The 12,429-nt window shown below is 51.8% G+C and carries 10 protein-coding genes; 8 read left to right on the forward strand and 2 right to left on the reverse strand.

Annotated features, from left to right (window positions below; all coding sequences use genetic code 11):
* Nucleotides 1-49: 49 nt before the first annotated feature.
* Nucleotides 50-769: a 3-ketoacyl-ACP reductase gene (locus AC0YN3_RS14710; RefSeq protein ID WP_475775778.1), complete on the reverse strand. Its 720-nt coding sequence runs from the start codon at nucleotides 767-769 to the stop codon at nucleotides 50-52.
* A gap of 182 nt (nucleotides 770-951) precedes the next feature.
* Between AC0YN3_RS14710 and AC0YN3_RS14715 the strand changes: the two genes are divergently transcribed.
* The 3 genes from AC0YN3_RS14715 to hxlB all read left to right on the forward strand — a co-directional run bounded on the left by AC0YN3_RS14715 (nucleotide 952) and on the right by hxlB (nucleotide 2,612).
* Nucleotides 952-1,284: a winged helix-turn-helix transcriptional regulator gene (locus AC0YN3_RS14715; protein ID WP_475775779.1), complete on the forward strand. Its 333-nt coding sequence runs from the start codon at nucleotides 952-954 to the stop codon at nucleotides 1,282-1,284.
* A 129-nt stretch (nucleotides 1,285-1,413) separates the two neighbouring features.
* Complete coding sequence (gene hxlA / locus AC0YN3_RS14720; protein ID WP_475775780.1) at nucleotides 1,414-2,046, forward strand: 3-hexulose-6-phosphate synthase; 633 nt, start codon at nucleotides 1,414-1,416, stop codon at nucleotides 2,044-2,046.
* Nucleotides 2,047-2,051: 5 nt separating this feature from the next.
* A complete protein-coding gene (gene hxlB / locus AC0YN3_RS14725; RefSeq protein WP_475775781.1) occupies nucleotides 2,052-2,612 on the forward strand; it encodes a 6-phospho-3-hexuloisomerase in 561 nt (186 codons plus the stop codon).
* Between the two features lie 1,877 nt (nucleotides 2,613-4,489).
* Here the strand turns inward: hxlB and AC0YN3_RS14730 are convergent.
* A complete protein-coding gene (locus tag AC0YN3_RS14730) occupies nucleotides 4,490-6,172 on the reverse strand; it encodes a PucR family transcriptional regulator (protein ID WP_475775782.1) in 1,683 nt (560 codons plus the stop codon).
* A 247-nt stretch (nucleotides 6,173-6,419) separates the two neighbouring features.
* Here AC0YN3_RS14730 and AC0YN3_RS14735 point away from each other — a divergent pair, with 247 nt between their 5' ends.
* The 5 genes from AC0YN3_RS14735 to AC0YN3_RS14755 are packed head-to-tail and all read left to right on the forward strand — an operon-like array spanning nucleotide 6,420 to nucleotide 12,414.
* Nucleotides 6,420-7,670: an amidohydrolase family protein gene (locus AC0YN3_RS14735; RefSeq protein ID WP_475775783.1), complete on the forward strand. Its 1,251-nt coding sequence runs from the start codon at nucleotides 6,420-6,422 to the stop codon at nucleotides 7,668-7,670.
* Between the two features lie 27 nt (nucleotides 7,671-7,697).
* Nucleotides 7,698-8,945, forward strand: a complete 1,248-nt coding sequence (locus tag AC0YN3_RS14740; RefSeq protein WP_475775784.1) for an ABC transporter substrate-binding protein — start codon at nucleotides 7,698-7,700, stop codon at nucleotides 8,943-8,945.
* A gap of 28 nt (nucleotides 8,946-8,973) precedes the next feature.
* Nucleotides 8,974-9,855: a branched-chain amino acid ABC transporter permease gene (locus AC0YN3_RS14745; protein ID WP_475775785.1), complete on the forward strand. Its 882-nt coding sequence runs from the start codon at nucleotides 8,974-8,976 to the stop codon at nucleotides 9,853-9,855.
* A gap of 26 nt (nucleotides 9,856-9,881) precedes the next feature.
* Nucleotides 9,882-11,711 carry a branched-chain amino acid ABC transporter ATP-binding protein/permease gene (locus AC0YN3_RS14750; protein WP_475775786.1) on the forward strand — a complete coding sequence of 610 codons (1,830 nt, stop codon included), beginning with the start codon at nucleotides 9,882-9,884 and terminating at the stop codon, nucleotides 11,709-11,711.
* Nucleotides 11,698-12,414, forward strand: coding sequence for an ABC transporter ATP-binding protein (locus AC0YN3_RS14755; protein ID WP_475775787.1), 717 nt, complete (start codon nucleotides 11,698-11,700; stop codon nucleotides 12,412-12,414). The genes AC0YN3_RS14750 and AC0YN3_RS14755 overlap by 14 nt, the downstream gene beginning before the upstream one ends.
* Nucleotides 12,415-12,429: the final 15 nt, after the last annotated feature.

The following is a 12,429-nucleotide window of genomic DNA, read 5'->3' on the forward strand; positions in this document are numbered from 1 at the left end:
GGAAAGCCCCGACGCCGTGTACGGCTGCGGGGCTTTCTCGGCTTGTCGATTATTGCGGATTCGTGGTCCAGATGCCTGCTGATTTGATAAATACGCGATCCGGCAGCTTCAAGGCCGCTAGAACAAGCTCGGCCAAATCCTCGGCCTGCATCATGCGATCCTCATCGCCGATTTTGAGTCCGGCATTCGAAGCAAGCTCCGTATTGACGGTGCTTGGCGTAAGGGCAGTTACGCGGATGTTCGACTTGCGTACCTCCTGCATAAGCGCTTCTGTCATGCCGATTACCGCGAACTTGGATGCGCAGTAGGCTGAGCCTGTCGCAAAGCCGCGCTCGCCTGCCGAGGATGCAATGTTAATGATGCTGCCGCTGCTTTGCTCCAGCATCGTTGGCAGCGCGGCACGCGTGACATAATAGGTGCCGAGCACGTTGGTTTGGATAATGCGCTCCCACTGCTCGTGGTCCATATCCAGCAGCGTGCCGAACGTTCCGATTCCCGCGTTATTGATCAGAATATCGATGGAGCCTAGGCTTTCTTTCAGCGTGGAAACAGCCTGGTCCACTTCAGATTTGACCGCAATATCTGCGGAAGCGATGTGAACCTTCACGCCGTAATTACTTGCAAGCGAGGCTTGCAGCGATTCCAGATCGGAGCTGGTGCGGGCAACTAGGCCCAAGTTAACGCCTTCTGCCGCCAGTGCGGTCGCGATCGCTTTGCCGATGCCTTTTCCCGCGCCGGTAATAATAGCGGATCTATTTTTTAATTCCAAGGGTATCTCTCCTCTTCAATGTTTGGTAGGGGGTGATTCGTACATAGCCACAACGATATGATATCCTTTTAAGAAGGCTCCACATACGCTAGGTTTAATTATTATGCTACATCATACTTAAAGCAAGTAGCAACTTTATAGTAAGAAGGTATCATTTTTATATTGAAAAGGAGTCGTTTACGTTGGGAGATCAGCATTTTAAAGAGACGGTAGAGTTAACGCTTAAGGTCATCGGCGGCAAATGGAAGCCGGTCATTCTGTGCCATCTGACTGAGGGCACGCACCGGTTCGGCGAGCTGAAGCGGGAGATGCCGGCCATCACCCAAAAAATGCTTACGCAGCAGCTGCGCGAGCTCGAAGAGGACGCGATCATCGACCGCAAGGTTTATGTACAGGTGCCTCCTAAAGTAGAGTACTCGTTAACCGAGTATGGCTTATCCGTAAAAGCGCTGCTAAACGTTATGTCTCAGTGGGGAGAGCAGCATCAGGAAAGGCTCTCCGAGCAGCGCGGGTGAGGCGATTTTTGCTTCTCATAGTACCCAAATGGGTACTACGTTCCATAAAAGTGCGTACTGTTTTTTCTGACTGAGAGGGTCTAGAATAAGGGCTGTCGGAACGAAAAAACGAATGAGGAGCGATAATAAATGAAATTACAACTAGCACTGGATTTGGTTAACATAGAGGGAGCAATCGAGGTCGTTAAGCAAGTGGAGTCTTATGTGGATATCGTGGAGATCGGTACGCCGATCGTCATTAACGAAGGGCTGCACGCAGTAAAAGCGTTAAAAAACGCATTCCCGAACATGACCGTGCTTGCCGATCTGAAAATTATGGATGCAGGCGGCTATGAAGTAATGAAAGCCTCCGAAGCTGGCGCGGATATCGTGACCATTCTTGGCGTAGCCGAGGATGCTAGCATCACGGGCGCTGTGGAAGAGGCCAAAAAGCAAGGTAAACAAATTCTAGTCGATATGATTGCGGTAAAAAACTTGGCAGAGCGTGCCGCGCAGGTAGATGCGCTTGGCGTTGATTATATTTGCGTGCATACCGGCTATGATCTTCAGGCCGTTGGTCAAAACTCTTTTGAGGATCTTCTCACGCTGAAGTCCGTAGTCAAAAACGCGAAAATAGCCGTTGCCGGCGGAATTAAGCTGGGTACGCTGCCTGAAGTGATCGCTGCCGGTCCTGATCTGATTATCGTTGGCGGCGGCATTACTGGACAAGAAGACATGAGTGCCGTTGCATCCGAGATGCAGCAATTGATCAAGCAGGGGTAAACGCTATGAAAAGAAGCATTGCTGGTTATGCGGTTATACTGATGGAGCTGCAGCGAGCCGCAGATCAGCTTGATCAGGGGCAGCTGGCGTATTTGGCTGAGGCAGTAAGCTCTGCTGGCCGCGTCTTTGTTGCCGGAGCAGGCCGCTCAGGCTTAATGATGCGTGCGTTCGCAATGCGCTTGATGCATTTGGGACTTGATGTGTATGTCGTGGGCGAGACGGTCACGCGCAGCTTGGGCAAATGCGATCTATTGCTGATCGGAAGCGGTTCGGGCGAGACCAAATCGCTTGTGCCGATGGCGGAGAAGGCACGCGCGCTTGGAGCGGTTGTAGGCGCCTTGACGCTTGCTCCGGAGTCGACCATTGGCGGGATTGCTGACTTTGTAGTCAAGCTGCCTGGTGCGCCGAAGGATCAGGCGGAGCATGAAGCGTCGACAGTACAGCCTATGGGCTCCTTGTTCGAGCAGATACTGCTGATCGTGGGCGATGCAGTTATATTAAGCCTGATGGAAAAGCAGGAGCTGAGCGGCAAGGCGATGTACGGCAATCATGCGAATTTGGAGTGAGAGCTGAGACATTGGGGGAAGAGCTTTATCTAGGTAGAGCTGATTCTAGGTGTAATAGTGAATCATAGGAGTAATAGTAAATCATAGGAGTAATAGTAAATCATAATGGATAAGAGGCAATCTCGGTAGGTAATAAATACCTCGGGAATGCCTCATTTTTTGTGTACGGAGATGCAGTAGCAAGCATGCGAATGGAGCTTCGTTATAGAAAATTTTTTGTTCTATGCAAGTGCAATTATCTAACCGTTGCCGTTAGGCGGTTCAGTGTGATTCGTAGTTTGTTGAAGTGGATGTAGTGAATGTGGTGGATGGGGAGTAGCTGGCTGCTTGTTGGCATAACTAGTATAGCTGGTATGGCTGCAAGCGTTCTTTTGGCAATTATGGAGGAGTAGTTTGTTGAATTGGATGTAGTGAATGTGGTGGATGGGGAGTAGCTGGCTGCTTGTTGGCATGACTAGTATAGCTGGTAAGGCTGCAAGCGTTCTTTTGGCAATTATGGCGGAGTAGTTTGTCGAAGTGGATGTAGTGAATGTGGTGGATGGGGAGAAGCTGGCTACTTGTTGGCATGACTAGTATAGCTGGTATGGCTGCAAGCGTTCTTTTGGCAATTATGGAGGAGTAGTTTGTTGAAGTGGATGTAGTGAATGTACTGAGTGTGGTGGAGGGGGGTAGCTGGCTACTAGTATAGCTACTATGGCTCATTCAGCAATATTGTAAGTGGTAGTTTGTTCAGCTAGGTTTGCTGGAATCGCATGCTCTTAGTCTACGTTGCAGTTTATGCAATGGAACGGACAAAATCCGGTTAGTTTAGAGCGTACGTTGTAGTTTATGCAGCAGAATGAACCGGATACGAGGCAAAGAGAGAGCCAGAGGCTAATTCTGTTGCACTTTATGCAGCGTAGCTGGCAAGCAGGCGAGAAATGCGGGTTTCTGTTGCAGAAAGTACACTGTAGCCTTAGCGTTTCGGCTTCTAGAAGACACACCTTAACGAAAAAGCAGAGGAGACGCGCGTTAACGCAAAAGCAGAGTGGCTGCTCATTTATGCAAGGCAGAGAAGTCGCGCGTCAATACAAAAGCGAAAGGAGCTGTTCCTTAATGTAAATTCTTCAGCATCCGACCTGCCTTCGTCCTATCTACCCATGCTCTCCTTCGAGGTATTTCCTTGACGGCATCGAACTTCACTAGCGTTGTACGAGGTCACCCTTTCCTACCAACGGAAGGGACGGGGCTCGAAGGCGATTTAGCTAGGTTTGCTGGAATCGCATGCTCTTAGTCTACGTTGCAGTTTATGCAATGGAACAGACAAAATCCGGTTAGTTTAGAGCGTACGTTGTAGTTTATGCAGCAGAATGAACCGGATACGAGGCAAAGAGAGAGCCAGAGGCTAATTCTGTTGCACTTTATGCAGCGTAGCTGGCAAGCAGGCGAGAAATACGGGTTTCTGTTGCAGAAAGTACACTGTAGCCTTAGCGTTTCGGCTTTTAGTAAGCGCAGCTGAACGAAGAGCCAGAGTAGCTGTTCATTAATGCAAAGTAGAGGAGACATGCGTTAACGCGAAAGCAGAATAGCTGCTCATTAATGCAAGGTAGAGGAGGTGCACGTTAACGCGAAAGCATAGTAGCTGCTCATAAATGCAAGGTAGAGGAGACGTGCGTTAACGCGAAAGCAGAGTAGCTGCTCATTAATGCGAGGCAGTAAAGGTGTGCGTTAAAGCAAAAGCCAGAGTAGCTGTTCATAAATGCAAGGAAGAGGAGACGTAAGTTAACGCAAAGGCCGGAGTGGCTGCTCATTATTGCAGAGTCTTCCACAGCAGACCTCCTCCCGTTCTTCACGTCATGCTCCCCTAAGCGGCATCTCCTATTGGCCATCGCACTTCACTATCGGAGGGAGGATTCGCCCTTTCCTGCCCGCAGAAGGGGCTCGATGGCGAAGGCGATGCGGAACCGAAGGCTTTCAACCGGGTCTTTGAGCTTAATGCCCATCAGCTTTTCGCATTTATCTAGCCGATAGATTACCGTGTTGCGGTGCACGAACAGCTGCTTGGACGTCTCGACGAGCTGGCACTGCGTGTCATAGAACACATTCAACGTGCGCATCAGCTCTTTTTGCTCGCTTTCCTCGGTGCCGGAGAAGCAGTGAAAGGTTTCCTCGTGAAATTGCTTCAGCTCATCGTAGGGGATCATTCGGAATAAATAACTGATATCCTTGGATTGGTACGACTGGATAAACCTCGTTTTTTTCATCTGATAGCCGATCTGCAGCGCTTTAACCGCTTCGTTATAGGAGAGTCCGATATCGAGCACATTCGTAACGGGCTTGCCCATGCCGAGCGAGATGCTGAGCCCGGATTGCTCGTACAGCTGAGCGGTCATGAGAGTGAGCTGCTTCAGGAACAACCCTTCTTCCCATTCTTTGTCTTGGATAAAAACAAGCATGCCGAACAGGTCGTTTTTTGTAAACATAACAAATACTTCGCCTAATGTGGCGAAATGGCGCTTGATCAGCTCATATTGCAAATCCCGCTCGGAAATCAGACGCTCGTCGGAGGAGGACGCAGTGGTTTTTGGCATGTCTGAAGACAGACCGGTCGATTCGTCTTTGCGTGCGGCGAGCAGCAGCCACGTCCCCTGCGGCTTCAGCCCGTATTTTTTGCCGCGATGCAGCGCCTCCTGCTCGGAGCTGATGAAGCCGTCGATCAAATCGGAGAAAAATTCGTTTTTATAGCGGCGCGAGCGCTCTTTCACCGCTTGCCTCTTCGTAATTTCCATGCCGATGACATTGGAGGCCTGCTCCAGCGTCAAGCCGTATTGGTTGGAGGCTGCCTGCTTAGGCTGGAAGGCGATGAGGTAGCCCTCATGCCGGTAGGTGAAAATCGGATACAGCTCCACATAACGGTATTTGATAAGCGCGGGATCGATCAGACAGAGCTGCGCCGAGGCTTGCAGGTTCGGCAATCCGCTCAGCATAGCTTCGGCAGCGGCGATTAGCGGCTGCAGTCCGGGCTGCTTGAAATGCCTCGAATGCGCGGTAGGCTGCAATTTGCTGCTTAGCAGAATGATAGGCGAATCAAGCAGCTGCGTCAGCGCATTTATAATTTCGGGAATGCCGTCGCCTTTCATAATCATGGTCGAAAACCGCTTGTGAATCGTGAGCGAATATTGCAGCTCATCATTTTTGTTATCCAAAATAACGCTGGTCGAACGCTGCAAAATTTCACCGAGCGAGTGCTCGACTGCGGATATCTCAATAATCGGGAAGTCGATTCGATTGGCCTCATCGATGACCGCCTGCGGAATTTTGAGCGCAAAGCGTTTGGTTTTGACCGCGAGTCCTGAGCATTTCAGTTGATTCATCTTGGTCATAAGCTCGAGCAGCAGCTCGGGCTTTTCTTTCATGAAATAGCCGTTGGTAAGCAGCAGCTCGCCGGGCCTTAAGAAATGGATGATGTCGGGGGCATCCATAATATTGACGGTATGAACGGCACGCGTAATTCCGCTTCGCCCTGCGATGATGTGCGACTTGGAAAAAATGGCGTTGGAAAGCAATTGCTCGAGCAGCATTCTCGTCCATCTCCTCGTTTGAATGGATGATATAAAAACTAACATCAATTATAACCTTTGTAAATAGTTCGCTGGACGAATGATCCAAACGTCATGGTTACCTTTGGACTTATCGAACAATGACAGCAAGGATGTAAGAAGGTATGCTTTTTTCAAGTGAAATAATGTTAGATAACATGACACAAACGAAAGACGAACGCTATTTAGCAGGCTGCGAATTTATGTACACATCGAAATAGGATCAGAGGTGAAGCTGTTGCTCGATTTGCTTATCAAAGAAGTGCGGCTGCCGAAAGCAGAGTTCCTTATGGACGTTGGGGTACGCGAGGGAAAAATCGTTTACTTAGCCGCAAGCGGAGCTGACGGGGAGCCGGCGGCGCTGCAAACGGAACAGGGTAACGGGGGAATGCTCCTGCCGGGGTTCGTTGAACCGCATATCCATCTCGAGAAAGCGTATCTGCTCTCCCGAATGGAAGAAGAAGCAAATTCCTTGCAGGCTGCGATTCAAATGACTGCGGATATGAAGCATGGGTTTACGAAGGATGACATGCAGAAGAGATCGCTTGCGGTTATCCGCGAAGCCATCCGCAGCGGCGTTACCCATATGCGCTGCCATGCGGAGGTTGATCCGATTCTAGGCCTTTCCGCTTTCGAGGCTGCGCTAGAGCTGAAGGATCGGGTGAAGGCAGCACTGGATCTGCAGATCGTCGTTTTCCCGCAGGAGGGCATTTCGAAAAGCCCAGGTACAGCAGAGCTAATGGATGAGGCGATGCGGCTTGGGGGCGATGTGGTCGGTGGCATCACTTACCAAGACGATAACCTGCAAGAGCATTTGCGATTCGTATTTAATATGGCTGAGAAATACGGAAAGCCGATCGACTTCCATGCCGATTTCTCGGATAACCCCGAGCAGCTTGCCATAACTGACATCGCGAGCATGACAATTGAAGCTGGCATGCAAGGCATGGTTTCAGCAGGCCATGTTACAACGCTTGGCTCGCTCCCGCAAGAACGGGCAGTATCCGTGGCAGAGCTGATCAAGCAAGCAGAGCTTCATATTATGACGCTCCCGGCGACTGATTTATTCATCAACGGGAGAGGCGACCGAGAGAAGCCGCGGCGCGGACTGACGCCAGTCGGGCTTCTGCTCGAGAAGGACGTCAACGTTGTCATCGGTGTCAACAATGTGCGCAATCCGTTTACTCCGTTCGGCAAGGCCGATCCGCTCGAAACGGCATGGCTGCTGGCGGTAACCTCCTACATGGGCAGTGAGGCTGATGCATGCAGGCTGATTCACATGCTGACTGAGGGTGCGGCCAAGGCGCTTGGTTTGAAGGACTACGGCATCCGCATGGGGGCAGAAGCGGATATGGTGCTTTTCTCTGCCATGACCGAGCGCGATATTGTGCTCGATAAGCCGGAGCGGCGCACGGTGTGGAAACGCGGCGTAAAGACGGCGGATACGCTGGTTGAAAGCAGATTACTTGGGCTTTTATAAAAGAACATATAGAGGAGTGGGTTTGGGATGAAAAAGGGATCAAGCAAGACATGGACGTTAGGTTTATTGGTCATTGTTATGGCGTGGGTGCTGGCGGCATGCGGCGGAGGAAACGGCAACGTGAAGGAAGCTGAGCCTGCTAACGCAGCGGAATCAGGCGGGGAAGCGGCAAGCAAAGAGCCGATTCTGATCGGCATGTCCACGGAAGCAACCGGCGATAATGCGATGAACTCCGTTAACCTGTATCAAGGCGTTCAGGTAGCTGTGGACCAAATAAACGCGAAAGGCGGCATTAATGGTCGCCTGGTGGAGTTGGTCGTACGCGATACGGAGCAAAACCCGACTCGCGGCATAAGCATTATCCGTGATTTTAGCCAGAAAGAAAAGGTGCTGGCGGCAATTGGCGGGTTCCACAGTACGGTCATGCTGGCGCAGTCGCCGATTATCATGGAGGAGAAATTTCCGTTCATGGTCGCTACCTCTAACGTACCGGCGTCGGTAGAATCCGGCATGCCATGGACGTTCGGCGTTCGGATGAATGCGAATATTACGGCGCAATACGCGCTCAAGTTCATCAAGGAGCATTTCAATACGACCAATATTGCGGTGCTGCACGAAAATGGCGGTTACGGCAAAGGCGCCGCAGCAGCTATGACAAAGGTGCTGGAGGCGGAGGGCTTGAAGCCGGTAGCCGTGGAATCCTTCGACAACGCGAAGGACAAAGACATGACGGCACAGGTTAACCGTGCGAAGGAAGCAGGAGCTGAAGTTGTATATTTATTCGGCCAAGGCGCAGCTAACGGCTATGTGCTGCAGGCGATGGATAAGCTCGGCTGGAAAGTGCCGATCGTAGGGGAGAACGGTATGGCGAACAAAGGCGCGCAGGAGGTAGGCAAGGAGCTTGCGGAGGGGACTTATGCAATTCAAACGGCTAACTTCAACGTAGATCAAACGCGTGAGACGGCAAAGGTGTTTTTGGCGGACTTCACGGCGAAATTCGGACATATTCCGACGACGTTTGCTTCCGCGGCGCAAGGCTATGACGGCGCGATGATGATTTTCCAAGCGATCGAGAAAGCAGGCTTGACCGGCGACTTGGCAAAGGACCGCGAGGCGATCAAAAATACGCTTGAAACGGGTTTCGGCTCGTATAGCGGCGTAATCAAGGATTGGGACCAAGCCTTCACGCCTGACAATCATGATGCTGTCGATGTGAACTCGTATCTGATGTGCGTATGGAAGGACGGCAAGCTGGTCATTTCCGACAAGCAATAAGTCACTTAACAAAGAAAGAGGGATGGACATGTCGCTTATACTTCAGCTCGTCATTAGCGGGCTCTCAGTCGGATGTCTATATGCCTTGATTGCGCTTGGCTACAGCTTGACGTTCGTCGTGAACGGCACGCTGAATATGTCGCAAGGACAGCTGGTCATGCTTGGCGGGGTGCTCATGTTCGGATTATCCGAGCTAGGGCACCTGCCCTTTCTCGTCTCATTCGCGCTTGCGGCGTTAATCGTGGGTTTACTCAATTTAGGCATTGAGAGACTCGCCATCCGCAAGTTCGACAAGGGCGCGAATTCGATTGAGTGGGTGCTCAGCACGATAGCGGTAGGCATTATTATTCAAGACGTCGCGTTGTACGTTAACGGTCCGGATGAAGGGGTAACGCCTTCACCTGTCGGCGATGATATGCTTCGCATTTTTGGCGCAGGCATCTACTGGAAGGAGTTTATTTTTCTTCCGGTTGTCGGAGTTTTGCTGGTGCTGTTAATTTTATTTTACAAAAAATCGCATTGGGGATTATGGCTTAGGGCAACCGCCGACAATCGGACGGCCGTAGAGATTATGGGCGTCAGCAGCAACAAGATCGTTGCAGTCGCTTACGTGCTGAGCGGTCTGCTCGCTGGCATCGGCGGCGCATTGATGTCTACCAATTATGCCGTGTCCGTCGATATCGGCCTGCCTCTCGGGCTTAAGGCGATTTCGGTTGCCATTCTCGCAGGCGTCAACAATCCGAAAGGAATCGTTGCAGCAGGACTCATTCTCGGCATTTCGGAGGCGTTCATCGGGCAGTACATTTCGACCGCATTCAGAGAGATGTTTGTTTACGGTTTAGTTATTCTCGTGCTGTATTGGAAGCCGATGGGCTTGTTCAACGCACGAAAAACGATTGTAAAAGTGTAAGTTCGCAAACGTCAGGGGGTGCACAGATGAATCAACTTATCGAAAAAAGCTTTGGTTACCGCACGGCTGCCGGATGGATTGCGGGTCTCGCAGCCGTGGGGCTGCTTGCTGCCGGTCCATGGATGGTCGACACGTATTATCTCAATCTATTGTTCATGATCGGAATCTTCGTCATTACATGCACAGGCATGAATATCTTAATCGGCTATTGCGGCATTGTTTCTATCGGCCATGCAGGGCTAATGGCAATAGGCGCTTATATGTCATCCTTTCTCAGCACCACCTACGGACTATCGTTCTGGACGGTAGCGCTGATCGGCATGCTGGTATCCTTGATTATCGGAAGCTTGATTGCCATACCGACCATTCGGGCGGGCGGCGTATACTTATCTATGATTACCATTGCCTTCGGTGTCGTTATCCATGAGGTGCTGATCCGTTGGGACGGCTTCTCGGGCGGACCGCTCGGCATTTCCGGCATTGCGAAGCCGCAGGTTGCCGGTTATATATTCGATCTGAAGAGCATGTATATATTCGTGCTGGCGATTGCGGTTATTGCACTGCTGATCGCCCGCAATCTGCGCCGCTCGTCTTGGGGCAGGGCGATGATTGCGACGAAGGAAAATGAAATCGCGGCGGCGTCGCTGGGCATTCGCAAGTTTACGGTGCAGTATGCCGGGTTCGCGATCAGCTCGGTGCTGGCAGGATTGTCCGGTGCGATCTACGCGCATACGAACAGCTTCATTAGTCCGGACACGTACAATTTCCAAACCTCCGTCCAGCTGGTGTTGATCGTTATTCTAGGCGGGTCGGGGAGAGTGCTTGGTCCGGTTATCGGAGCGGCCATTATCGTGTTCCTGCCTGAAGTACTCGATATGGAAAAGCTTCGGATGGCACTATACGGCGGCATTATGTTCGCGGTGCTGTTTTTCCTGCCGAAGGGTATTGCTGGCACAGTGGCAGGCTGGCTTGCACCGCATTTGAGCCGATTTGCCCCTAAAAGCCAGATAGCCTCTCCCGGCACGGCAAGCGGTGAGGCAGTTTTGTTTAACGATTTCACGCAAGCTAAGGTTAAGGAGCTTCTCGTGCTTGAGGGCATCAATAAGTATTTTGGCGGCTTGCATGCCTTGAAGGATGTCAGCTTCTCGGTTGCATCCGGTACTGTTCATTCATTGGTCGGACCGAACGGAGCAGGCAAAACGACGCTGCTTAATGTCATTTCCGGCTTGTACAGCTCGGAGCAAGGCTCATTCAAGCTGCATGGCGAGAAGCTTGTGCCGCGCTCGTTGTCGGCGGTGGCCCAGCTCGGCATCGCAAGGACGTTTCAGCATTCGCGGTTATTTAAAGAGCTGTCGGTGCTTGAGAATATCATGACCGGCATGACGAAGCGGGAGCGCAGCGGCTTAGGGGCATCTCTGCTTCGAACGCCTAAGCAGCTTCGCTCGGAACGGCAAATGGAGGCGCGTTCCCATGCGCTGCTGGATCTCATCGGCTACGAGGGAGACCGGCATATGCCTGCAAGCCAGCTGCCCTACGGGCATCAGCGCATGGTTGAGATTGCGCGTGCTTTGGCAACCTCGCCAAGCCTGCTGCTGCTCGATGAGCCTGCGGCGGGCATGACGGCGACTGAGATCGAGCAGCTGGAGGAACTCCTGCGGAAGCTTGTTTCGCATGGCATAACGGTCGTATTAATCGAGCACCATATGGATTTCGTGCAACGTGTTTCCGATACGGTGACGGTACTTGATTTCGGCAGGGTGATCGGAACGGGAAGTCCGGAGCAAATGCTGAGCGACCCTCGCGTCATACAGGCCTACCTAGGCGGAGAGGAGGTTGCTGCCAGTGCTGAGCATTAAGGGACTAGAAGTGCGCTATGGCGCCATTCAAGCTTTGAAGGGTGTTGACGTGGAGCTTGGCAAAGGTGAGATCGTGGCGGTAATCGGTTCGAACGGGGCAGGCAAAACGACGATGCTCCAATCGGTACTTGGCCTCGTACGCCCAAATGCAGGCGTCATCGAGTTGGACGGCAAGCCGATAACCCAGCTATCCGCGAACAAAACCTCGAATCTCGGCGTGTCGCTTGTCCCGGAAGGGCGAGAGGTGTTTGGCACGCTGTCGGTCGTGGAAAATTTGCGGATGGGTCTCAAAAGAAAAATCGGCTCCTATTCGAAGCAGCAATTCGAAAAGGAGCTGGATCTTGTATTCGAACGGTTTCCAAGGCTGCATGAACGTCGCCATCAGCTAGCGTTCACGCTCAGCGGAGGCGAGCAGCAGATGCTCGTGCTCTCGCGGGCGATGATCAGTAAGCCGAAGCTGCTATTGCTGGATGAGCCCTCACTCGGTCTTGCGCCGATTATTGTAAACGAAATATTCGCTACGATTGGCGAGCTGGCGAAGGACGGGACTGCCGTACTGCTCGTCGAGCAAATGGCTCACAAGGCTCTGTCGATTGCGAAGCGGGGGTATGTCGTGGATAATGGAAGCATTGCGCTGCACGGCTCGTCCTCCGCGCTGCTGAATGACGACCGAATGATCAAAGCCTATCTAGGCGCTCACTAACTAAATGATGAAATC

It is taken from the genome of Paenibacillus sp. J22R232, from assembly GCF_056269165.1.